The organism is Catenuloplanes nepalensis (assembly GCF_030811575.1).
GTDB lineage: Bacteria > Actinomycetota > Actinomycetes > Mycobacteriales > Micromonosporaceae > Catenuloplanes > Catenuloplanes nepalensis.
In genome coordinates, this window is the sequence record NZ_JAUSRA010000001.1 from 2,191,234 (window position 1) to 2,214,717 (window position 23,484).

Annotated in this window: 17 protein-coding genes; 11 read left to right on the forward strand and 6 right to left on the reverse strand. The window is 73.4% G+C overall.

What is annotated here, in order from left to right; genetic code table 11:
- Positions 1-108 precede the first annotated feature (108 nt).
- Both J2S43_RS09070 and J2S43_RS09075 read left to right on the forward strand, forming a co-directional pair.
- Entirely contained in the window at positions 109-1,758 is a 1,650-nt protein-coding gene (locus tag J2S43_RS09070) for an ABC transporter transmembrane domain-containing protein (protein WP_306828342.1), read from the forward strand.
- Positions 1,755-3,467 (forward strand): ABC transporter ATP-binding protein, encoded by a 1,713-nt coding sequence (locus J2S43_RS09075; protein ID WP_306828344.1) that lies wholly within the window; start codon positions 1,755-1,757, stop codon positions 3,465-3,467. Before J2S43_RS09070 ends, J2S43_RS09075 begins: the two co-directional genes overlap by 4 nt.
- Before the next feature lie 144 nt (positions 3,468-3,611).
- On the opposite strand, the gene J2S43_RS09080 is transcribed toward J2S43_RS09075, so the two are convergent.
- On the reverse strand, positions 3,612-4,688 hold the full coding sequence (locus tag J2S43_RS09080) for a hypothetical protein (protein WP_306828345.1): 1,077 nt from the start codon (positions 4,686-4,688) through the stop codon (positions 3,612-3,614).
- A gap of 114 nt (positions 4,689-4,802) precedes the next feature.
- Between J2S43_RS09080 and J2S43_RS09085 the strand changes: the two genes are divergently transcribed.
- The 3 genes from J2S43_RS09085 to J2S43_RS09095 all read left to right on the forward strand — a co-directional run bounded on the left by J2S43_RS09085 (position 4,803) and on the right by J2S43_RS09095 (position 8,047).
- Complete coding sequence (locus J2S43_RS09085; protein WP_306828347.1) at positions 4,803-7,013, forward strand: glycoside hydrolase family 65 protein; 2,211 nt, start codon at positions 4,803-4,805, stop codon at positions 7,011-7,013.
- An 82-nt stretch (positions 7,014-7,095) separates the two neighbouring features.
- Positions 7,096-7,473 (forward strand): peptidase inhibitor family I36 protein, encoded by a 378-nt coding sequence (locus tag J2S43_RS09090; RefSeq protein ID WP_306828348.1) that lies wholly within the window; start codon positions 7,096-7,098, stop codon positions 7,471-7,473.
- A gap of 58 nt (positions 7,474-7,531) precedes the next feature.
- Positions 7,532-8,047, forward strand: a complete 516-nt coding sequence (locus tag J2S43_RS09095; RefSeq protein WP_306828349.1) for a response regulator transcription factor — start codon at positions 7,532-7,534, stop codon at positions 8,045-8,047.
- On the opposite strand, the gene J2S43_RS09100 is transcribed toward J2S43_RS09095, so the two are convergent.
- Positions 8,035-9,369 carry a glycoside hydrolase family 16 protein gene (locus J2S43_RS09100; protein ID WP_306828350.1) on the reverse strand — a complete coding sequence of 445 codons (1,335 nt, stop codon included), beginning with the start codon at positions 9,367-9,369 and terminating at the stop codon, positions 8,035-8,037. The genes J2S43_RS09095 and J2S43_RS09100 overlap by 13 nt on opposite strands.
- A gap of 238 nt (positions 9,370-9,607) precedes the next feature.
- On the opposite strand from J2S43_RS09100, the gene J2S43_RS09105 reads away from it, so the two are divergent.
- Positions 9,608-11,767, forward strand: a complete 2,160-nt coding sequence (locus J2S43_RS09105) for an AfsR/SARP family transcriptional regulator (RefSeq protein ID WP_306828351.1) — start codon at positions 9,608-9,610, stop codon at positions 11,765-11,767.
- Positions 11,768-11,857: 90 nt separating this feature from the next.
- On the opposite strand, the gene J2S43_RS09110 is transcribed toward J2S43_RS09105, so the two are convergent.
- From J2S43_RS09110 to J2S43_RS09120, 3 genes are all read right to left on the reverse strand, one after another.
- Complete coding sequence (locus J2S43_RS09110) at positions 11,858-12,931, reverse strand: hypothetical protein (protein WP_306828352.1); 1,074 nt, start codon at positions 12,929-12,931, stop codon at positions 11,858-11,860.
- A complete protein-coding gene (locus J2S43_RS09115; protein ID WP_306828353.1) occupies positions 12,924-13,457 on the reverse strand; it encodes a SigE family RNA polymerase sigma factor in 534 nt (177 codons plus the stop codon). Before J2S43_RS09115 ends, J2S43_RS09110 begins: the two co-directional genes overlap by 8 nt.
- A gap of 88 nt (positions 13,458-13,545) precedes the next feature.
- Positions 13,546-14,574 carry an endo alpha-1,4 polygalactosaminidase gene (locus J2S43_RS09120; RefSeq protein ID WP_306828355.1) on the reverse strand — a complete coding sequence of 343 codons (1,029 nt, stop codon included), beginning with the start codon at positions 14,572-14,574 and terminating at the stop codon, positions 13,546-13,548.
- A 284-nt stretch (positions 14,575-14,858) separates the two neighbouring features.
- Here J2S43_RS09120 and J2S43_RS09125 point away from each other — a divergent pair, with 284 nt between their 5' ends.
- The 5 genes from J2S43_RS09125 to J2S43_RS09145 all read left to right on the forward strand — a co-directional run bounded on the left by J2S43_RS09125 (position 14,859) and on the right by J2S43_RS09145 (position 22,434).
- Positions 14,859-16,130, forward strand: a complete 1,272-nt coding sequence (locus J2S43_RS09125; protein ID WP_306828357.1) for an extracellular solute-binding protein — start codon at positions 14,859-14,861, stop codon at positions 16,128-16,130.
- Positions 16,131-16,156: 26 nt separating this feature from the next.
- Complete coding sequence (locus tag J2S43_RS09130; protein WP_306828358.1) at positions 16,157-17,002, forward strand: carbohydrate ABC transporter permease; 846 nt, start codon at positions 16,157-16,159, stop codon at positions 17,000-17,002.
- On the forward strand, positions 16,999-17,847 hold the full coding sequence (locus tag J2S43_RS09135; protein WP_306828359.1) for a carbohydrate ABC transporter permease: 849 nt from the start codon (positions 16,999-17,001) through the stop codon (positions 17,845-17,847). The genes J2S43_RS09130 and J2S43_RS09135 overlap by 4 nt, the downstream gene beginning before the upstream one ends.
- Positions 17,844-20,687 (forward strand): serine/threonine-protein kinase, encoded by a 2,844-nt coding sequence (locus tag J2S43_RS09140; RefSeq protein ID WP_306828360.1) that lies wholly within the window; start codon positions 17,844-17,846, stop codon positions 20,685-20,687. The genes J2S43_RS09135 and J2S43_RS09140 overlap by 4 nt, the downstream gene beginning before the upstream one ends.
- 322 nt (positions 20,688-21,009) lie before the next feature.
- Positions 21,010-22,434 carry a hypothetical protein gene (locus J2S43_RS09145; protein ID WP_306828361.1) on the forward strand — a complete coding sequence of 475 codons (1,425 nt, stop codon included), beginning with the start codon at positions 21,010-21,012 and terminating at the stop codon, positions 22,432-22,434.
- An 18-nt stretch (positions 22,435-22,452) separates the two neighbouring features.
- Here J2S43_RS09145 and J2S43_RS09150 read toward each other — a convergent pair whose 3' ends face one another.
- Positions 22,453-23,484 carry an FAD-dependent monooxygenase gene (locus J2S43_RS09150; protein WP_306828362.1) on the reverse strand — a complete coding sequence of 344 codons (1,032 nt, stop codon included), beginning with the start codon at positions 23,482-23,484 and terminating at the stop codon, positions 22,453-22,455.

The window sequence follows — 23,484 nt, forward strand, 5'->3', positions numbered from 1 at the left end:
GCCTCCGGGGTGACGCAGATCAAAGGGGACGTGAGCACCCCAGGTCAGGCCGCGGAAAGGCCGAATAAACCGGAAGACCCGGACGGAAGGGTACGGAAAAATGCCAGGGTGGACACCCGTGGACCCTGGCGATACCTGTGGTGGCTGGCCCGGCGTCTGAAACGGCGCGTCGCGCTCGGCGCGTTCTTCGGTTCGGCGTGGTTCCTGAGCCTGGCCGTGACGCCGTGGCTGATCGCCCAGGCGATCGACCGCGGCCTCGCCCCCCGCCGGCCGGCCGCGCTGGCCGCCTGGGCCGCGGTGCTGCTGGCCGTCGGCGTGCTCAGCGCCGGTCTCGGGATCATGCGGCACCGCAGCATGACCAGGATGCGCCTGGCCGCGGCGCTGGAGACCGCGGAGTCGGTGCTGCGGCACGCGACCCGGCTCGGCGCCGCGCTCCCGCGCCGGATCACCGCCGGCGAGGTCGTCACGATCGGCATCTCCGACGTGTGGACGATCGGCCGGGCACTCAACGTCGGTGGCGTCGGCGTCGCCTCGCTCGTCGCCTGTCTCGCGGTCGCGCTCCTGCTCTGGGACATCTCGCCGCTGCTCGCCGTGGTCGTGCTGGCCGGCGTGCCGGTGCTGGCGCTGCTGATCGTGCCGCTGCTGGCCCGGACCCGTGACGCCGGCACCCGCTACCGCGAACGGCAGGGCGCACTCAACACCCGGCTCACCGACATCGTCGGCGGCCTGCGGATCCTCAACGGACTCGGCGGCAAGGACACCCACCAGCGGCGGTACGAACTCCAGTCCACGCTGCTGCGCGACCAGGGCTACCGGGTCGGCGTCCCGTCCAGCTGGATCGGCGCGCTCGGCGGCGGCCTGCCGATCGTCTTCCTCGCGGTCGTCATCTGGCTGGCCGCCCGGCTCGCCGTCGCCGGAGACCTGACCCCGGGCCAACTCGTCGCGGTCTACGGCTACACCGCCATGCTGGTCATCCCGGTCGACGTGCTGATCCTCTGCGGCCGCGATCTCGCGCACGGCGTGGTCGCGGCCCGCCGCGTCGTGACGTTCCTCGGCGTGCCCGTCGAGGACCCGGCCGGTGTCCCCGGCCCCGGCGGACCCGCCACGCTGTACGACCCGGAGTCCGGCGTGAGCGCCGCACCGGGCAGGCTGACCGCGCTCGCCGGGTCCCGGCCCGCGGACGCACGCGAGATCATCGACCGGCTCGGCCGGTACGCCCCGTCCGAGGCGACCTGGGACGGCACGCCGCTGTCCGGCATCGACCGCGACGAGATCCGGCGGCGGATCCTGGTCGCGGACAACGACGCCGCGCTCTTCGCCGGCCCGCTGCGCGACGTGGTCGCCGGCCGGCACGACGGCGACGTGCGGCCGGCCCTGGACACCGCGGTCGCGCACGACGTCGGCGACGACCTGGACCGGCCGGTCGACTGGGGCGGCCGGAACCTCTCCGGCGGGCAGCGGCAACGGGTCCGGCTGGCCCGCGCGATCCACGCCGACCCGGAGATGCTGCTGGCCGTCGAGCCGACCTCCGCGGTCGACGCGCACACCGAGGCCGCGATCGCGGAACGGCTCAGCACGGCCCGCGACGGCCGCGGCACCGTCCTCGCGACCACCTCACCGGTTCTGCTCGACCGCGCCGACATCGTCTTCTACCTGGTCGACGGCCGGGTCGCGGCGACCGGCACACATCGTGCGCTGCTGGCCGAGTCGGCCGGCTACCGCGCGCTCGTCACCCGCGCGTTCGGGGAGGACTCATGATCGCGGACCAGCGGCACGTGACCCGCGCGGCCGCCCGGCTGGTCGGCGCGGACCGCCGGATCGTCGCGCTGATGCTCGCGCTGAGCTCGCTGGCCGCGCTCGCCGGACTGGGCGCGCCGTACCTGCTCGGCCGCGTCATCGACACGGTCGCGGTCGGCGGCGGCGTCACCGACGTCGACCGGCTCGCGCTCGCGGTCGTCGGCTGCGCCGTCGTACAGACGCTGCTCAACCGGTACGCGCTCGGCGCCGCCTACCGCTTCGGGGAACGCGCGGCGGCCCGGATCCGGGAGACGTTCCTGCGCCGTGTGCTCGCGCTGCCCGCCTCGGTCGCGGAACGCGTGCCCACCGGCGACCTGGTCGCGCGCGGCACCACCGACGTCGACGCGGTCGCCACCACGCTGCGCGACGTGCTGCCCGGCGTCTTCCTCAGCGTCGTGCAGATGGTGTTCCTGGTCGCGGCCGTGATCCTCCTCGACCCGCTGCTCGGCGTCGGCGGCGTCCTCGGCCTGTCCGGCATCTGGTTCGCCACCCGCTATTACCTGCGCCGGGCCCGCGACGTCTACCTCGCCGAGGGGCGGGCCAACTCGCGGCTGGCCGAGGAGCTGGCCGCGACCACGGCCGGCGCGCGCACGATCGAGGCGTTCGGCCTGCACCGGCCGCGCCTCGACGCGGGACAGGCCGCGATCGCGGAGACCCGCCGCACCCGGCTGCGGTCGCTGGCGCTGCGCAGCGTCTTCTTCCCGGTGGCGGAGACGATCTACGCCGTACCCGCGGTGCTGGTTCTTCTGCTCGGTGGTCTTCTCTACGCGGGTGACCGGGTCAGCCTCGGCACGGTCGCGGCCGCGGTGCTCTACCTGCGGCAGCTGGTCAACCCGCTGGACACCATCCTGATCTACGTCGAGCAGTTGCAGAGCAGCGGCGCCGCGTTCGCCCGGATCGAGGGCGTCGCCACCGTCCCGGCGCCGCCCGCGGTCACGGCCGCCACGCCGGACGGCGACCGGATCGAGGTGACCGGCGTCCGCTACGCCTACGGCACCGGTCCGGACGTGCTGCACGACGTCGACCTGACGGTACGGCCGGGGGAGCGCCTCGCCGTGGTCGGGCTCTCCGGCGCGGGCAAGTCCACGCTCGGCCGCCTGATCGCCGGCGTCGACCGGCCCACCGCCGGGTCCGTGCTCGCCGGAGGTGTGCCGATCGCCGACCTGCCGCCGGACCTGCTGCGCCGCCAGGTGGTGCTGGTCACCCAGGAGCACCACGTCTTCCGGGACACGCTGCGCGCCAACCTGATGACCGTGGCGCCGGACGAGGAACTGCACCGCGCACTGCGTACCGTCGGGGCGGACTGGGCCGTTGATCTTGATCGTGATCTCGGCGAACACCCGCTCGACGGTGCACAGGCGCAGCAGCTCGCGCTCGCCCGGGTGCTGCTGGCCGACCCGCACACCGTCATCCTCGACGAGGCCACCGCGCTGCTCGACCCGACCGCGGCCCGCACCGCCGAACGCGCGCTCGCCGCGGTCCTGCACGAACGCACGGTCATCGCGATCGCGCACCGCCTGCAGACCGCGCACGACGCGGACCGGGTCGCGGTCATGCACGCCGGCCGGATCATCGAGATCGGCGCACACGACGACCTGCTGGCCGCCGGTGGCCCGTACGCCGGCCTCTGGCACTCCTGGCACGGCGACGAGGTGACCGAACCCCGGTGACGCCTCAGATCCGGTCGATGCCGCCGTCGACGCGGAGGTTGGAGCCGATGAGGAAGCCGCTGTCCGGCGAGGCCGGGAACGCGACCGACGGAGCGCGCCGTCCACCACGTCACCGCCGCCCGCGCACCGCATCGGCCCGCCCGGTTACCGCGGCTTCTCCAGCAGGCCGCCGCGGCGGGCGCGGTGGACGACGACGCGCCAGCCGATCAGGGCGAAGGCCAGGGCCGCGAGCAGCGTCAGGCCGGTGACCATGCCGCGCGGAAAGACCCGGCCGAGCTGACTGAAGAACAGGGCTCCGCCGAGGAGCGTGGCGGCCACGGTGAACAGGAAGGCCGGGCCGAAGCCGCGCTTGGTCATCGAGGCCGAGGTCTTCCAGCCGCGCAGCCGGCCACCGGCCACGACGACCGCGGCGACCAGCGCGAACGGCATGGCCAGGATGAGCCCGCAGGCGAGGATCCAGGTCTGTTCCGCCGGCACGAACGGCACGCCCGCGCCGGTGACCACGTCGAAGACCATCGCGGGTACGAACAGGATCCCGCACAGCCAGCTCAGCGCCGCCACCCCGGCCAGCCGGTCGGCGAGGCCGAGCGTCTCGGACGCCCGCCGCCGCTGGACCGAGCCCGGTCCGTCCGCCGGTGGCGGCGACACGAACGTGCAACCGGTCACCGCGAGCAGCGAGAACCCGAAGAGCACGAGCGTCAGGAACGCGGGGTACGCCGCCGCCGGGTCATCGCCGCCGTAGTCGGGGTCGTAGTCCGGCCCGTAGGCCGCGACCGGCACCATCAGCACCGCGATGACCAGGTGATATCCGAGCACTGCCGCCAGCCCGGCCAGTCCGGGCCCGATCGGTGCCCGCCGCAGCACCGCGATCGGCGTCTGCAGCAGCGCACCGGCCAGCACCCAGATGACGCTCACCATCACGACCGTGTATCCGTCGCCGCGCTGCGCGTCCCGGATCGACGCGAACGGCTCGAAGCCGTCCGCGAGCGGCCCGACGAGGAACGCGGCCACGCCACCGGCGACGATCCCGGTCACCGACGCCGTCAGCCGCAGCGTGCTCACCGGAAGGTCACGGCGAGCCGGCGCGGGCGCGGGCGCGGAGCGCCGCTCCGGCGGGGACAGCGGCTGCTTCGGCAGGGACGGCGGCCGCTCCCGCGGCGAGTCCGGCGCGAACGGCCGGATGGCGGGAGCCGGGCGATCGACGTCGTCGGATGCGCTCACGGAGATCAAGGATAGCGGCCCCGGTGGTCAGGGGTGACGGTCGGCGAGATCACTCGTACGGAGCGCTCCCAGCTGGGTAAGGAGTATGCATGCCGGAGCGTCGAGAGGGTGCGGATGTCTGAGATCGTTGCGGCGGAGCCGTGGGTCGTGCGGGAGACCGGCGTGCCGGGCGACGACGACCTGCGCCAGCGGGAGTCGGTGTTCGCGCTGGCCAACGGGCACATCGGGCTGCGCGGGAACCTGGACGAGCCGGAGATCCGCGGCATGCCCGGCACCTACCTGAACTCGCTGTTCGAGGAGCGGGACCTGACCTACCCCGAGGAGGGGTACGCGTTCCCGACGCGCACCGAGACGATCGTGGACGCGCCGAACGCCAAGCCGATCACGCTGACCGTCGGCGGTGAGCGCTTCGACGTGCGCACCGGCACCGTCACCCGCCACGAGCGCGTGCTCGACCTGCGGCGCGGCACCGTGGTCCGCGAGGTCGAGTGGGTCTCGCCGAAGGGCGTGCGCCTGAGCCTGCGCACCGAGCGGCTGGTCTCGTTCACCCGCCCGTCGATCGCGGCGATCCGGTACGTCGCCCGGGCCGACGCGCCGCTGCGGGCCGAGTCGGACCTGCGGGTCAACGAGGAGCCGCCGGAGGAGCGCGACGACCCCCGGTCCAGTGCGGTGATCCCGCGGCCGTTCGAGTCCGTGGCGCACGACCGGGACGTGCTGGTGCACCACACCCGCCGCTCGAAGATCACGGTGGCCGTGGCCGTCGCGCACACCGGCGCGGACGGGACCGCCGAGTCCGCGCCCGACCTGCTCCGGTGGACCGCCGAGGGCCACGGTGAGCTGCGGTTCGACAAGATCGTGGCGTACCGGTGGGGTGGCGACGAGGACGTGCGCGCGTCCGCGCTGCGCGAGCGGGACGCGGCGGTCGAGGCCGGATTCGACGTGCTCACCGACGAGCAGTGCCGGCACCTGGAGGAGTTCTGGGCCGGTGCGGACGTGGAGATCGACGGCGACCCGGAGGTGCAGCAGGCGGTCCGGTTCGGGCTGTTCCACGTGCTGCAGGCCGGCGCGCTGTCCGTGCCCGGCCCGATCCCGGCGAAGGGCCTGACCGGCAACGGCTACGACGGCCACACGCTCTGGGACACCGAGATCTACGTGCTCCCGGTGCTCACCTACACCCACCCGGAGTACGCCGAGCGCGCCCTGCGCTGGCGGCACCACACGCTCGGCCACGCCCGGGACCGGGCCCGCGAGCTGGGCCTGGCCGGAGCCGCGTTCGCCTGGCGGACGATCAGCGGCCCGGAGTGCTCCGGCTACTGGCCGGCCGGCACCGCCGGCCTGCACGTGAACGCGGACATCGCGGGCGCGGTGCTGCGCTATCACGCGGCGACCGGCGACGAGACGTTCATGCGCGAGGCCGGCCGCGAGCTGATCGACGAGACCGCGCGGCTGTGGCTGAGCGTGTCGCACCTGGACGCGGACGGCGTCGCGCACATAGCGGGCGTGACCGGGCCGGACGAATACAGCGCGCTGATGGACGACAACATCTACACGAACCTGATGGCGCAGCAGAACCTGCGCGCGGCCGCGCTCGACGAGCACTCGCTGGAGATCGCGGACCGGATCGCGGTCCCGTTCGACGAGCGGCACGACGTGCACGACCAGTCGGCCGGCTTCACCCGGCTGGAGGAGTGGAACTTCCCGGGCGACCGGTTCCCGCTGATGCTTCACCACCCGTACCTCAACCTCTACCGCCGTCAGGTGGTCAAGCAGGCGGACCTGGTGCTGGCCATGCTGATGCGCGGCGACGCGTTCACGGCCGAGCAGAAGCGGCGCAACTTCGACTACTACGAGGCCCGCACGGTACGGGACTCGTCGCTCTCCGCGCCGGTCCAGGCCGTGCTTGCGGCTGAGACCGGGCACCTGTCGCTGGCCCACGCGTACCTGGCCGAGGCCGCCCTGCTCGATCTTCGCGGCGGCGGCGAGGCCGGCGGCGACGGGCTGCACATCGCCGCGTGCGCGGGCGCGTGGATGGCACTCGTCATGGGCTTCGGCGGGCTGCGCGACTCCGGCGGGCGACTGTCCTTCGCGCCCCGGCTGGCACCGGGCCTGACCCGGCTGCGGTTCCGGGTGCGCTGGCGGCGGGCGCGGCTGACCGTGACGGTCACGCCCGGCGAGGTCACCTACGAGGCGCACGGCGACGCCGCGACGTTCGACCACGAGGGTACGGAGGTGACGATCGCGGACGGCGACACCGCCACGTTCCCGCTGGCCACGGTGGAGGACCGGCCGGCGCCCCCGTCGCCGCGCCCGCCGTCACCGCGATGACCGTTTGCTCACCGGCATCGATATGACCCGGTGCTTTACCCGCCGGTGACCCGGAGCTGACCCGGGTTCGCAGTCTGGGCCCATGACTACCACGATGCGACGGCGCAGCGCCGTCACCGCAGTGTTGGGGGCGGCCGTTGCGACGGCCGTCCTGACCGCACCCGCCCCGGCTCTCGCGAGCGAGACCGCGGCGGGTCCGTGCTCGCCGAACACGCTCTGCGTGTTCTATCCACCCAACGAGGGCGGCACCGGATACAGCGTCACGCGGTACCCGGTCGGCACCTGCATCAGATTCACCGCCGGTGGCTACGAGTCGTACCGCAACAACAGCACGATCGAGGGCTACTTCTTCGAGACCACCGGGTGCGGCGGCCGCGCCAAGACGGTCTACCGGAACAGCGGTGGGGACAACATGGGATTCCGGGCGTACAGCTTCCGATTCGCCTGCGTGTCCTGCTGAGCACGGTGTTGACCCGATCATGACCGGTCGCTCACCGGCGTACCCACGCTTGGTCGTCATGGATGTGGTGACGATCCGCGTCGGCGTGGCCGGGATGCGGCCGGTCGTGGCCGAGGGCGTGCGCTCCTGGCTGCGGCAGGATCCGCGGCTGGTGGTGGTCGAGACGGCCGACGACGCCGACGTGCTGGTGTGCGACTCGGGTTCCCGCGTGCTCGGGCTGCACCATCGGCCGGTCGTCGTGTTCACCGTGGACAGCGATCGCCGCGAGCTGATCACCGAGGTCCTGGAGGCCGTGCCACACGGGCGGGGCACGGCCCCCAGAACCGTCCCGCACCTGTCCGCGCGCGAGCACGCGGCGCTCTGCTGGTGGCTCGGGTCGCTGACCAAGGCGTCGGTGGCGCGCCGGATGGGCATCTCCCCGCACACCGTGGAGATGTACATCAAACGGATCCGGCAGAAGTACGCGGAACTCGGCCACCACCTGCCCACCAAGGCCGACCTGCTGGTCCGGGCGGTGGCCGACGGGCTCTACACCCCGGAGGGGCTCGCCGGCCACCGGCCTCACAGCGAGTAGACGCGCGCCCAGTCGACCTCGAAGATCGCGGTCTGCTGGTTGCTGCCGGCGAAGTTGTCCAGCTGAATGGTCTGGAACATCGGGCCGGGCGCGCACTGGATGCAGTCCGCGCTGAACACGAACCACTGCTGGCCGTCGATGAAGCCCTTCACGTGCTGCGGCGTCCACTCGAACCCGAAGTTGTGCCACTGCGTCAGGTCCACGGTGCACTTCTCCGCGTACTCCTGCTCTCGCGGCTGGTGGTTCGGGAAGTGCATGAACGCCTTCGCGCACAGCTCGCCGGGCGCGCCGTTCTCCAGGTAGTCGTACTCCCCGTCCCGCGGCCACTCCTCGCTGTCCGGCCAGAGCAGCAGCACCGGGTGGTACTGCCGGCCGTTGTTCGCGGACGTGGCCTCCGAGCGGGCGCGCACCTCCCACCGGCCGTACCGCTGGGCGAACGTGCTGCCGAGCCGGCCGGTGTCGCCGTCGGCGTCACCGGTCATCCGCATGATGCCGCCCAGCACGCGGCTGTTCTCCTCGCAGCGCCGGCCGTTGCCGCGGTGCCCGGGCCAGCATCCGGCCGCCTCGCCGGGGGGCAGCGTCCACTTCGTCGCGTCCGCCTGCGCGGGCGCGGCGGCGCTGCCGTAGTCGAACTCGTCGGACGCGGGCAGCGCGGTGCCCCAGTCGTACCGTTCCGCCGCGGTGTCCGCCCCGGTCGGCGGTGGCGTGGTGGGCGGCGGGGTCGTCGGGTCCGGGTCCGGCCGTGCGACCGGCTGGTAGTCGCAGGCGGTCGCGGACCAGGTCAGGCCGGCTGGCCCGGTCAGCCGCGCGGTCACGTTCGCGCGGGTGGCACCGCCCGGCACGAAGAACTCGCCGGCCACCCGCGTCCACGTCTCCGCCGCGTTCGGCTCGACCGCGACCTCGGTGCCGTTGGAGTGCCCGAGGTAGGCGCTGGACGGGCCGTACCAGTCCACCTGCATGCGCGCGGTCACCGGCGCGGACGTGCCGCTGACCCAGGTGTCCATCGCGAACAGCCACCGCTCGCCCTCGGTGACGTCCTTCTGCGGCAGGAACATCTCCGGGTTGACGCCGTTCGCCGACGGCTGCCGATAGGCGTGATCGGCCGCCACGTGCGCGCCGACCCCGACCCGGGAGCCGGCCGCGCCGGTGCCGTGCCGTCCCCAGCCGGTGACGTCCCGGTCGACGACCGGGTTCGCGCACGTGTTGACCAGCGATCCGGTGCGCACGACCTCGTCGGCCGCGGGTGCCGCCTGCGCGACGGCGATCCCGGTCCCGGTGATCACCACGATCCCGGCGGTCGCGGCCGCCAGATAGGTCCGCATGATTCCTCCCACTGTGCGAGCGCCGAAAGCTCGCGCAGGTCACGCTAGGGACGCGTGCGGCCGGCCGTCATGACCCGGGAACAGGGGACGCGCGAAAGCCGTCCACTGTGCCTCCATGCCGGTCAGGTCGCGGTGAGCAAATGGTGAAACACCAGCTCAGATGGGGTACGCACGGGTGACGCGCAGGACCGCACTTGTCCTAGGCTGTGGCGGTCGGTATCGATTTCCAGGAGTGTGCGTGCCTCAACCCGTGGAGCCGTTGTTCGCCGTGCTGGGCCCGCTCGCCGTGACCGGCACGGACGGAGCCGTCGCGCCGCTGCCGCCGGGCCGCCGCCGCACGCTGCTCGCCGCGCTGTTGCGCAGCCGCAACCGCTGGGTCGACAACGACACGCTGGCCGCCGCGCTGTGGGAGCGCGCCGACTACCCCAGCTCGATCAGCGGCAGCATCAAGACCTACATCCATCAACTGCGCAAGATCCTCCCCGAGGGTGTGGATGGGGAGGCGCGCCTGGCCGGCCGCGGCGGCGCCTACCGGCTCACGGTCGCGGACGGCGAGCTCGACGCGGACGTGTTCGCCGCGCTGGTCGAGGCGGGCGTGGCCGCGCTCGGGCGCGACGATCCGGCCGAGGCGGCCCGGCTGCAGCAGCGGGCGCTGGCGCTGTGGCGCGGCGAGCCGGAGGAGGACGCGCTCGACACCGTCACGGTCCGGCACCTGGCCGAGCTGCGCTGGACCGCGCGGTGTTCGCTGGCCGACGCGCTGATCGCGTCCGGTGAGCCCGGCGAGGCGATAGCGCTGGCCCGGGCGATGCTCACCGAGGACCGGCTGCGCGAGCCGGCCTGGGAGCGGCTGGTCGTCGCGCAGCGCGCGGCCGGCTGGCAGGTGGACGCGCTGGCCAGCTACGAGGCGGCGCGCATGCTGCTGCTGGACACGTTCGGCGCGGAGCCCGGCAGCCGGCTCCGCGAGGTCTACCGCGCGCTGCTGTCCGAGACGGCCGAGCAGCCGCGGCGCCCACCGGCCGGTCCGGTGCCGGCCGCCTCCGTCTCGCGCGCCGCGCAGGCGCCGGCCGGTTTCGACTCGGGTGGCGCAGGGGTGCCCGGCGCGGTGCCGGCCGGTTTCGACTCGCGTGGCGCAGGGGTGCCTGGCGTGGTGCCGGCCGGTTCCGACTCGGGTGGCGCAGGGGTGCCTGGCGCGGTGCCGGCCGGTTCCGACTCGGGTGGCGCAGGGGTGCCTGGCGCGGTGCCGGCCGGTTCCGACTCGGGTGGCGCAGGGGTGCCTGGCGCGGTGCCGGGCGGTTCCGACTCGCGCGCCGTCGCGGTGCCGGCCGCGCCGCCGAGGTGGCCGGTGCCGGCCGCTCCGCCGCGCCGGCCGGTGACGGCGCGGGGGCGGCGGGTGTCCGCCGGGCTGCTCGCGCTGGTGGTGGCCGGTGTGCTGGTGCTGGCCGGCGGGTCGGCCACCGTGGCCGGGCGCGGGTTCCAGGGGGCCGGTGGCGGCGCCGGTGGCGTGGCGGCCGCCCCGAGGATCCTCTTCGGCCTCGGCCCGGACCCGGCGCAGGCGGACAAGTCGCCGCTGATGCAGAGCGGCATCGGCATGGTCTCCACGTGGTACCACAAGCAGTCCAACCTCGACCAGTTCGAGGGCTGGCGGGCGGACGTGATCCCCCGGGTCTACGCGTCCGGCCGCGCGCTGCACGTGATCGTCGGGACCTGGGAGGACGGCGAGTCGGTGGAGACCCGGTTCGGTCGCGCGTGCGGCCAGCCGTACCCGCTGTCGGACGAGTTCGTGCCGGACATGCAACGGCTCGCCGCGGCGTTCGCGGGCCGGGCGGACGGACCGCCGCTCTACGTCTCGATGTTCTCCGGCCTGCAGAAGCTCGCCTGCGCGGACAACGGTTACCTCGACGACGCCGCGACCACGAACTACTACCTCGCGCTCAAGGAGCGGTACTTCGAGGTGATGCGCGTGATGCGGGCAGCCGCGCCGAACCTGCGGATCGGCCTGAACTGGGACGGCTGGACCGCCTCGGACGACATCCCGGAGCAGGGGGCCGGGCGGTCGATGTTCCAGTACTTCGTGGAGGCGATGCGGGCGTCCGATTTCCAGAGCTTCGGCGCGTTCGTCAAGGAGGGCAACGCGAAGCACATCGTGCAGATGGTCGACGCGCTGGGCGAGCACGGCCCGGTGATGGTCTCGCACTACGGCCCGCACGAGGACTCGCTGACGGTCTACCTCGACGACCTGCACCGCACGTTCACGCCGGAGACGCTGGCCCAGTTGGTCGCGAACGGACTCTTCGCGTTCAGCTTCAAGGACCCGGACCTGCAGCGTGAGTCACCGGAGCTGATGACGCTGACCTCCGGGATCGTGCAGGACTACGGCCAGTTCCCGCCCGCCCGCTGAACCAGCGGACGGGCGGGATCCCCCCAGGGAAAGGCTTCAGCCACCGCGCGCCGCCTGGATCACCGGGCAGGGGCCGGTGGGCGGCGCGGGTCATTCGGGGTTGGAGCGGGTCAGCAGCGTGACGGCGGCGCCGAAGCGGAGCAGGTCGGCGTCGCTGATGGTGAGGCCGTCGCCGACCGTGATCTCCAGCGTGGCGTCCCAGTCGCGCACGTCGATCGCCAGCCGGGCGATGTCACCGTCGCGGGTCAGCGCCGCCGAGTAGCCGCCGACGGTCTGGTTCGCGCCGGACAGCGGCGTGCGGTCCTGCAGGATCAGGCTGATGCCGCCGGTCCCGGGCGAGCTGAAGATCATCCGGGATGCGGTGACCGTGGTGGTGGTCAGGCGGGCCGGGGACAGGTCCAGCTGGAACGGCGGCTGCACCTCGATCGAGCCTGCGGACAGCCCGTCGGCCCAGGCGACCACCTCGTCCGGCGTATACGTGTCGTCGGTGGCCAGCGTGATCCACCGCGACGGCGACTCCTGCCAGGTGAGCGCGAGCTGCCGGGCCGGCTGCTGCTCGACGGTGCGCAGCGTGCCGTCCCTGCCACGGACCCGCCGCGCGGTCTCGGACCCGGCGCCGTCCGGCGGTTCGGCGCCGGACACGGTGACCGTGATGTCCGCCTCGTGCTGCGGGTCGGTCGTCTCGAAGAACCCGATCAGGTCGCCGTCGTTCATCGTGGCCACCGGCGTGCGCCGGTCTTCGGCGGCCGGCAACGTGTACGGGAAGACCGGCGCGGTCCACCCCTCGGCCAGCGTCACCGCGGTGCTCGCCGGTGCCTCGCTGCGCGGTGGCGGCGGTGCCGGGGACGCCGGCGGCCCGCTGGACGGTGGCGCGGCCGACGGCGTCGGGGACGCGGTGGCCGAGGCGGTGGGGGAGGGCGGCACGGCCGGTGCGGTGGCGGCCGGCGGCACGACCGGCTCCGGCCGGGTGGCCAGCACGGACATGAACGGGACGCCGACCGCCACCAGGGCCACGGCCGCGACCGCGGACACGCCGGTGAGCACGCGGCGCCGGTGGATCGCGCGCGAGCGGTGGTGCACGCCGCGCAGCAGGCCGTCGTCGGAGGGGGCGCGGCCGGCCGCGTCGTGCATCGTCTCCGCCAGCAATCGGTCCAGGTCATCCATCGCCGCCCACCCCTCTCTCACTCAACATGGTCCGCATCTTGGCCAGCGCGCGGGCCGCCTGGGACCGGACCGTGGACTGCCCGCACCCGAGCAGCGCGGCGATCTCGTCGTCCGGCAGGTCGCAGTAGAAGCGCAGCACGAGCACGGCCCGCTGGGAGCGCGGTAGGCCGGACATCAGCTGCCACATCTGGTCGCGGGCCAGCACGCGGTCCTGCGGCTCGTCCGGGCCGGGTGGCTCCGGCACCTCCGCGAGGATCGCCTCCCGCGCGGAGCGGCGCCGGCGCCAGGAGACGAACTGGCGCACGATCGCCGTCCGCACATACGCCTCGGGGCTGTCCATCGCGGTGACCTTGTGCCAGCGCCGGTGCATCTTCGCCAGCACCTCCTGCACCAGGTCCTCCGCGAGGTGCGCGTCGCCGGACAACACGAACGCGAAGCGCAGCAGTGCCCGCCCGCGGCCGTGCACGAAGTCGTCGAAGTCCTCCACACGGGCGGTGACGACCGTGGTCGACTCGTTGCTGGTCATCGTGGCCTGTTCGCCTCGACGCCGGAGATCTCCGGGCCCGCGTGGGGCACCGGAGATCTCGGGGGCGTAGCGGAATCGGGAAAGCAGCTCAGCAGCCCTTGAACACGTATGTGGACGAACCCGGGCCGGTCACGTCGACGTCGCGCTGAACGACCGAGAGCTTGCTCCCGAACCCGTTGCACGCCTTCTTGAAGCCCTCGTCAGTGTATTCGATGACGATGACGTTATTACCGTACGTAGCGGCGTAGCGGTCGCACTCGTTCCAGACCGCGCACTCCTCGGCGACCGCGAAGTCGAAACCGGCCTTCTTCGCGTTCGCGGTGGAGAGCTCGGCCAGGTTCTTCTGCCCGACGGCCAGGCCCTTGCCGTGCGCGTAGGTGGAGAGGGCCGCCGCGTACTCCACGGCTTGGGCCTGGGTGAGCAGGCCGTTCGAGCGGGTGTAGGAATCGAGGTTGTCCGGCTCGATCGCCTTGAATCCCTTGGCCGCGCACGCGTCGATCCAGCCGGCCGCGACCTTCGTCAGCGCGGTGCGCTTCGCCGCGGTGGAGAAGTCGAGCATCGGCTCGTCCCAGTCCTCGTCGATCACGAGGTTGCCGGCCTTGTCGCGCAGCAGCAGGTCGTTGTGGTTCTTCTGCCACCACGACTCGGCGCCGGGCTGCACCTGGAACGCGTTGATGTAGCAGATGTTGTAGATGCCCGCGGCCGGACTGACCTCGCTGTCCCGGCTGACCACGGTCACACCGGACGGCGGCGTGTAGGCCTTGCCGATCTGGTAGTCGAAGCTCGCGTTCGCCGGCGGCGGCGTCCAGGTGCCGGTCGGCGCGGTGGTCGTCGCCGCGGGCGCCGGCGTGGTGGCCGGCTTGGTCGCGGACGGCGTGCTGCCGGGCGTGCCGCGCGACGGCGACGCGCTCGGCGTGGGCGCGGTCGTGGCGGCGGCCGCGGACGGCGTGGGCGTCGGCGTGGCGGGCGCGGTCGCGACCGGCTTGGGCCGCGGTTTCCACCGGTCCCACCAGGGTCGGGTGCCCGCGTTGGCCGTGCCGATGCCGACCCCGAGGAGCACTGCCACGGCCGCGGTGACCGTCACTCCCACTGTGATCCGCCTGCGCTTGGATGCCATCGGTGCTGTTCTCCTTGGCGATCTGTCCGAGGCGGTGGGCCTCGCCGGTTGTTCTCCACCCCCTCAACGCGGTGACCTCTCATCGCTGCTGCCGCCGATCCGAGAATTTTTTGGGTAGTTTCGCGATCACGACCTGTGATCCATTCTCCACCTGGCCTGCCGTGGCCGGACGCGCGGCGGTAGGCGACGGCCCGGGTGCGCCGGATTGCGAAGGCTCAGTTGACATGTCTTCTCGTCGATGGATACCGTCGCCTCACCCTCCGCGGACGACCAGGCGGTGACACATGTCGCGCTCGGCTCGAAAACCACTCCTCGCGCTGCTGGCCGTGCTCACGCTGACCGCCTGCGCGCCCGGCGGCCCGGACGGCGGCGACACCGGCCAGGCCGAGGACCGGAACCTCACCTACGTCTACTTCACCGACGGCCCGGACGAGGCCGCCACCCGCGCGCTGATCGCCGACTTCGAGAAGGCCAGCGGTGCCACCGTCAACCTGCAGGTGGTCCCGTTCGCGAACCTCGAGCAGCAGCTTCAGGCCCGGCTCTCCGGCGGCAACGCGCCGGACGTGGCCCGGCTGACCGAGCTGACGCCGTTCCGCGCCGACCTGCTCGACCTCGGCCGGTTCCAGCAGGACGCGCTGGCCGGGCAGTTCGTCGAGGGCGCCACGCCCGCGATCACCGGGCCGGGGGGAGAGCTGCTCGCGGTCCCCAGCGACCTGACCATGAACGGGCCGATCATCAACGTCGCCCAGTTCACCAAGGCCGGCGTGGCGCTGCCCGACCCGGCGAAACCGTGGACCTGGGCGCAGATGATCGAGGCGGCGCAGGCCGTGCAGCGCGCCAACGGCACGGAGTTCGCGCTGGCCATGGACGTCTCCGGGCACCGCTTCGCGACCATGCTCAGTCAATACGGCACCACCTACCTCAACGGCGAGACCGTCACGCTGGACACCGCGAGGGCGACGGCCGCGATCACCGAGTTCGCGCGGCTGCACGAGACCGGCGCGATGCCGCGGGACCTCTGGCTGCAGGCCGGCACGAAGTACAAGGCGGCCAACGAGATCTTCCTGGCCCAGCAGGTGCCGGTCTACATCAGCGGGAACTGGCAGGTCAGCGCGTTCGCCAAGAGCGCGGGTTTCGAGTGGCGGGTCGCGCCGAACCCGTGCGGCGAGCGCTGCGGCGGCTTCCCCGGCGGCAAGTTCATGGCCTCGTTCCGGCAGAGCGCGCACCAGGAGCTGGCCGCGGAGTTCATCGCGTTCATGAACTCCGCCGAGTCGCAGCGCCGGCTCTGCCGGGAGGCCGCGTTCCTGCCCACCCGGCGGGACCTGATCGCGTCCGGCGTCGACTACCCGTCCCGGCCGCAGGACATGGGCGTGTTCCTGGAGGAGGTGCGGCGCACGCCCCCGGACACGTTCGCCGCCAACTACAGCCCCGGCTTCGGCGCCACCGCGCGCGCGACCGTCACCGCGCTCGCCACCGTGCTCACCGGCGACCAGACGCCCGAGCAGGCCGCCCGGACGATCCGCGACGAGGCGCAGAAGGCGGCCGTGCCCCGATGACCCCCGGCCACCCGCCCCTGACCAGGTTGAACATCACGTTGGCGCCGTACCTCTTCGTGCTCCCGAACATGCTGATCTTCGGGATCTTCACCATCTGGCCCGCGATCAACAACGTCACGATCAGCATGTACGACAGCACGAACGGCCGCACGTTCACCTACGCCGGCACCGGCAACTACACCGAGCTGGTGAACAGCGCCGACTTCTGGGCCGCGGCGCGCGCCACCGTGATCTTCGCGTCCTGCTTCGTGGTGCTGTGCACGGCCGCGGCGGTTGGTCTGGCGCTCCTGCTCGACGCCCGGCTGCGCGGGCGAGGCGTGTTCCGGGCGATCGTGTTCCTGCCGGTGCTGCTCTCCCCGGTCGTGGTCGGGCTGATCTGGGGATGGATCTTCGACCGGCGCAACGGCCTGGCGAACACGCTGCTCGGCGCGGACATCCCCTGGCTGGTCGACGGCCGGCTCGCGATGGCCGTGGTCATCTTCGTCGGCCTCTGGACCCACCTGGGCTTCTACGCCCTGATCATCCTGGCCGGGCTGCAGGGCATCGACCCGAACCACCACGCAGCCGCCATGATCGACGGCGCGTCCGCCTGGCAGCGCTTCCGCTACGTCACGCTGCCGCTGCTGCGCCCCACCACGTTGGTCGTGATCATCCTCAGCATGATCGCCGGGTTCCAGGCGTTCGACTTCATCTGGACGCTCACCGGCGGCGGCCCGGTCGGCGCCACCACGCTCATGGTGCAGTACATCTACCAGAACGCGTTCCAGTCACCCATCCGGTACGGACTGGCCGCCGCCGGCTCGGTCATCCTCTTCTGCACGCTCTTCGGCCTGACGCTGCTCAACGTGCTCAACGACCGGCGGCACGCATGACCACCTGGAGCTCCACCGGCGACCGGCGGCCGCCCTCGATCGCCCGCATCGCCATGTACACGGTGCTCATCGCGCTGTCGCTGATCGTGCTGGTACCGATCGTCTGGGCCGTGCTGTCGTCGTTCAAGACGCAGGCCGAGCTGGCCGCGCGCCCGCCCACACCGCTGCCCGGCTCGTTCGCGCCGACCAACTACACCGAGGCGCTGCGCACCTTCGACTTCGGCGTCTACCTCCGCAACAGCGTGATCGTCACGGTCGCCGCCACCGCGCTCACCCTCGTGATCAACACCATGGCCGCGTACGGGCTGGCCAAGTACAACTTCCGCGGCCGCAACCTGCTGTTCCTGGTCACGCTCGGCACCATCATGATTCCGCTCCAGGTCATCCTGATCTCGGTGTACGAGGTGGCGGCCGACCTCGGCCTGGTCAACTCGCTCTGGGGCCTGATCATCCCGCCGGCCGCCACTCCGACCGGCGTGTTCCTGCTCCGGCAGTACATGCTCGGCCTGCCCGACGAACTCATCGAGGCGTCCCGGATCGACGGCGCCGGCGAGTTCCGCACGTTCGCCCGGATCATCGTGCCGCTCTGCGCGCCCCCGCTCGCGGTCCTCGCGATCTTCTCGGTCATCTGGCGCTGGAACGACTTCCTCTGGCCGCTCATCATCAGCCAGGACCAGGACAGATACACGCTGCCGGTCGCGCTCGCGCAGTTCGACGGACAGCTGGTGGTGCCGTTCAACTACATCCTGGCCATGTCCGTGGTCAGCATGATCCCGGTGATCGTCATCTTCCTGGTGCTGCAACGGCACATCACCCGCGGCATCGCCGGCACCGGCCTGCGATGAGCCGCACGATCCACCGCCTCGCCCGCGACGGCACGATCCGCGACTGGCTGATCGGCCCGGCCTGGTCCTGGCCGGCCGGCGACCTGCACCAGCACCTGCGCGCGGACGGCTCGCCGTGGGGCCCGGACGGCCGCTGGCGCCTGACCAACGGCCCGGACGCGACGCCGCTGAAAGAGACGCTCCTCCGAGCGAATCCGCCGCCCGCCGGTGGTCCGGTCCCGGCCGCAGCCGCGGAGGCTCTGGAGTTTCGATTCCACCACCACGTGGGTACGTGGCAGCGCGTCCACACCGCCGGCGACGGGCTGGTCGACTGGAGTGCGTTCTGCTTCACCCCGTCCTACCGGCTGGCGCTCGCCGCGGCCACCGTGGAGGCCGACCAGGCCGAGTGGCGTGAGCTGAGGGTGGCGAGCACCGGACCGGTCCGGCTCCTCCTCGACGGAGTCGAGATCGGCGGCTCGGACCGGGTGTCCTACATGGAGCCGTTGGAGTGGCCGGTCCGCGTCTGGTTGCCCGCGGGCGTGTCCACGCTGGTCGCGGTCGTGCGGCAGGCCGGGTTCCGGGAGTGCCGGCACATCCTGCGGGTGCGGGTCGGCGGTCCGCCGATCCGGGTGATCGTGCCGTCGCCGGGCGCGGACGAGGAGGCGTCGGCCCGCGCGGAGGACCTGCTGGACGCGGTCGGCCTCGCTTCTTGCGTCGCGGTCCGCCCAGAGCCGGTGGGTGCGGATGCGGTGCGCCGGGATGCGGTGGGCCCGGAGCCGGTGCGCCCGGAACCGGTGCGCCCGGATGCGGTGCGGCCGGATGCGGCGCGGCCGGATGCGGCGCGGCCGGATGCTGTGGGCGGGGAGTCGGCGGGCCGGGAGCCGGTGGGCGCGGAACCGGTGCGCCCGGATGCGGCGCGGCCGGATGCTGTGGGCGGGGAGCCGGCGGGCCGGGAGCCGGTGGGTGTGGAGGCGGCGGGTGTGGAGGCGGCGGGTGTGGAGGCGGCGGGCCGAGGGTTGGTGGGTGCGGAGGCGGTGCTGACCGGGCCGGACGGGAGTCGGCTGCGGGTGTGGTGGACCGGCGGGCCCGAGGGCGGACGGGCGGTGACGCTGGTCGGCGGGCGGGCCCGGGTGCCGCTCGACGGGGTGGTCGCACGGGAGGTGAGTGTGCGGGTCGGCGTGGACGCGTCCGCCGTACCCGTGAATCGGGAATTCGATCTTCTGGTGTTGCCCTTCGACCATCGGGAGACCGCGGTGGGCACGCCGGGGGAGTGGCGCCGGGAGCTGCTGACACATGCGTCCTCGTCGGGAACCGGCGTCGCGGCGGAGCTGGCCCGCGCGGAGCTGGGCGGCGGCCCGGTCACCGCGGACGGGCTGGCACGCGCGCTGACGATGATCTCCCAGCGGGCCGACTGCGCGGACTTCGAGGCGGTCGGGCTGCTCCATCTGTGGCACCGGGCGGACGCCTGGGAACCGGGCCTGCGTGAGGCGGTGCGCGCGGCGCTGCGCGGCTTCAAGTACTGGATCGACCAGCCCGGCCTGGACGCGATGTGCTACTTCACGGAGAACCACCAGCTGGTGTGGCACACCGCGGAGACGCTGGCCGGCGAGGCGCTCGGCGACGACGTCTTCCCGAACACCGGGTGGACCGGCCGGCGGCACGCGGAACACGGCCGTGAGCTGGCCCGGGAGTGGATCGCCCGGCGGCTCGCGGGCGGGTTCAGCGAGTTCGACTCCAACGCCTACCTCGCGATCGACCTGCTGGCACTGGTCTCGCTGGCCGAGCTGGGCACCGACCGCGCGCTCGCCGAGGCCGCGGCCGGGCTGGCCGACCGGGTGCTGTTCAGCCTGGCCGCGAACTCGTGGCGCGGCGTGCACGGCTGCGCGCACGGACGCTCCTACGTCGGTGCGCTGCGCTCGTCCCGGCTGGAGGAGACCGCGCCGATCATGCGGCTCTGCTTCGGCGTCGGCGCGCTCAACGACGCGCTTCTCCCGGCCACGGTGCTGGCCGTCGCGCGCCGCTACGCGGTCCCGGACGCGATCCGCGCGGTGGCGGCGTACGACGGGGACTGGTCCGGGCGGCAGAACAACCGCGGGCGCTACCTGCCGGACCGGGACCTGCTGGACCGGCCGTACGGGTCGGACGTCGTCGTGCACCGCACCGCCGACGTGATGCTGGCGAGCGTCCAGGACTACCGGTGCGGCCTGCCCGGGCTGCAGGAACACGTGTGGGGCGCGACGCTCGGCCCGGAGACGCAGATCTTCGTCACGCAGCCGCCGAACGCGTCCGTCTCCCCGTCGTCCCGGCCGAACGCCTGGGCCGGCGACCACGTCCTGCCCCGGGTGCGCCAGCACGGCGGCACGCTGATCGCGCTGTACACCGGCCGCACCCACGCCTGGTTCCCGGTCCGTCACCTCGACGAACAGGCCGCTCGCGGCGTGTGGAGGGCCGGCCGGCGCGGCGACGGCTACGTCGCGCTCGCCACGGACGGCGGCGCCGGATTCGCCACGGCCGGCCCCGAGGCCTGGCAGGAGCTGCTGCCAGGCGGGACCGGGGCCGCGTGGGTGTGCGTGGTGGGCCGGCGCGCCACGCACGGATCGTTCGCCGCGTTCCTCGAGTCGCTGCCGGCGCCGGAGTTCGGGCCGGAGCGGGCACGTTTCGCGGCGCCCGGCGGCCCGCTCCTGGACCTGCCGTGGACCGGCCCGTTCACGGTGAACGGCCGCGTCGAGGCGATCGCGCCCGGCCCGCGGATCAGCGATCCGGCCTGCGCGCTCCGGCCCGGCGACGAGGAGATGACCATCGCCTTCGGAGACGCGTCCCACCGCATCCACCTGCGGACCGGCCGGCCGCTGCCACCCTGACCGGCCCAGCGTCGGTGGCCCGGTCCCAGCGTCGGTGGCCCGTTCTCAGCGTCGGCGGCTCAGCGCGACCACGGCGGCGACGAGGACGGAGACGCCGCCGATGCAGAGCAGCAGGACGAGGTGCCAGGGCCGGACGGCAATCATGAGCGGGACGATACGCGATCCGCTCCGGCCCGGAGGTCCGGTCACGCCGGTAACGGCCGGCGGGGTCCGGGGTGGGGGGAGATGACGCCGCCGGGGTCGCCGGCCGGATCGTGACCGCTCGGACGCGACTGCCGGACCAGGGTGGCGGTGCGTTGTGACGATCAGGAACCATGTCCGGGTGCACTCGTATCCTGAAGCCAGGCAGCAGGCCCAGCAGATCGCGGACGGCGGAGACCTGGCCGCGGCCACGGCCCTGCTGGAGAACGTCGTCGAGCAGGGCCGGCCCGCGCTCGCCTCGGGTGACCCGGAACTGCTCACCACCATGCGCCGGCTCGCGGGGCTGTATGCGCAGGCGGGCGACCACACCGGCGCCCGGCGGCTGCTCGAGGAGGCCTACGCGGCCGGCCGGCAGCGGATCCAGCCGGTCGACCCGGTGATGGTGCTCCTGGCGTACGACCTGGCCGTGGTCGCCGACGAACTGGCCAACCGGCTGGTGGCCAAGAAGAACTTCGCGCTGGTCGCGGAGCACGGGCCGGCCGCGCTCGGCGAGGGACACCCGGCGGTGGCGCACGCCCGCGAGTACGTGACGGGAGGCACGCCGGCCGCGACCGAGGACGCCTTCCCGACCAGCCGGATGGCGCCGGTCCAGGCCGCGGAGCCGCCGACGGCCCCGCTGCCGCCGTTCGCGACGCAGGCCACCGGGGCCCCCGCGCCTGGGCAGCCGGTCTCCGGCGGCCCCGGCTACGGCCAGCCGGTCTCCGGCCCGGGTTTCGGGCAGCCGGTGCCCGGCGTGCCGGGTCAGCCCGTCTCCGGCGGTCCCGGATACGGGCAGCCGGTGTCGGGTGCGCCGGTGTTCGGGGCGCCGGTCTCGGGGGCGCCGGTGTCGTCGTCGCCGTTCGGGGAGCCGGCCCAGGTCCGCAGGCCGAACCGCACCCCCTGGGCGATCGCCGCCGCCGCGGTCGTCTTCGCCGTGATCATGCTGGTCGTGGTGCTGGCCCGGCCCGGTTCGGACCCCGGCACGCCGGTGGCCGACGCGACCACCACGCCGACCGGCGCCACGGGCACCTCCGCGACGGGCGACTCCGCGCTCGGCACGCTGCCGTCGGCCACGCCGTCCGCGTCCGCGACGGGCGCACCGGCCGCCACCACCGCCGCACCGGCCGCGCCGCCGCCCGCGACCACGGCCGCACCGGTGAAGCCGCCGGCCACCGGCACGCAGATCGTGTCGCCGAAGAACGGCGCCGGGGTGTCCCGCGACTTCACGGTCTCGTTCTCGCTCTCCGCCGCGGACGCGGCCGCCACCGGCACGAGGCTCGCGCTGACCGTCTGCGTCAAGGAGTGGTGCTTCCTGGACGGCCCGGTCGTGATCAAGAACGGCGCCGCCCAGGACTACACGGTCACGCTCGGTTCCAAGGAGGGTGAGGGCATCGGCGAGAAGTGGACGGTCCGGATCGACCGCCTGTCCCAGGCCGACTACGACTTCCTGGCCGCGCACAAGCAGAAGGCCACCGACGAGGGCACGTGGGGCGCGGGCGTCACCACCCCGATCGACCGGCTCAACAAGACCCCGGTCAGCTCCGTCGTGGTCACCAAGTCGAGCTGACCCGCGCCCCGCACCCCGTCAGGAGCGGGCGTCGAGGCCGGCGCTCGCGGCGACGGTCTCCTCGGTCTCGGTGCGGCGGCGCGCTTCGTAGGTGGCGAACGCGGCCGCGTGGTCGTCGCCGTGTGCGGTGAGCGCGGCGGCCAGCGCGACCGCGTCCGCGAGCGCCATCGACGCGCCCTGGGCCGCGGCCGGGGAGGCCGCGTGCGCCGCGTCGCCGGCCAGGACCAGGTGGTCGTCGTGCCAGCGGGGCGTGGTCGGAATGTCGTAGGAGTCGCCGCCGATCACGTCGGCGCCGGTCGCCGTGATGATCGCGGCCGCGGGCGTGGCGTCGTCGCGGAACGCGGTCAGCGCCAGGTCACGCCACTCGGCGGGCGAGGTGCCGCCGGTGCCGGGTTCGCCGGGGATCCGGGCGAACCACCAGGTCCGGCCGTCGCCCGGCGCGGTGAAGCCGAAGAACGCCCGGCGGCCGTTGAGCATGTGGTACGCGTCCGGGGGCGCGCCGCCCGGGTTGCCGTCGGCGTAGCCGTAGATGACGTGCCGGCCGGTGAAGCGCGGCCGCGGCGCGTCCGGGTCGATCAGGCGGCGGACGCGGGAGTGGATGCCGTCCGCGCCGACCAGAAACGCACCCTCGGCCTCGCTGCCGTCCGCGAAGTGAGCCCGGACGCCCCCGGTCGTTCCGGTCAGGCGCCGGCCGTGCCGGATCGGGATGCCGCGCGCCGCGACCTGCTCCTGCAGCACCCGGTAGAGCGTGGCCCGGCGCAACGTGCGGGCCGGGCCCTGAATCGGCCGCTCGCCGACGAGGTCGCCGTCCGGGTCGAAGAGCGCGACGGTGCGCGCCGGGTAGGACGCGTCGACGACGGCCCGCGCCGCGCCTATCTCGTCGAGCGCGGCCATCCCGTTCGCCATCACGGTGAGGAACGCGCCGGCGTCGTCGCCGCCGGCCGAGTGCGCCTCGAAGACCGCGGACGGCACGCCGGCCCGGTGCAGCGCGAGCGCGGTGGCGGCGCCGGCGACGCCGCCACCGATGATCAGTGCCTGGGTCGGTTCCAT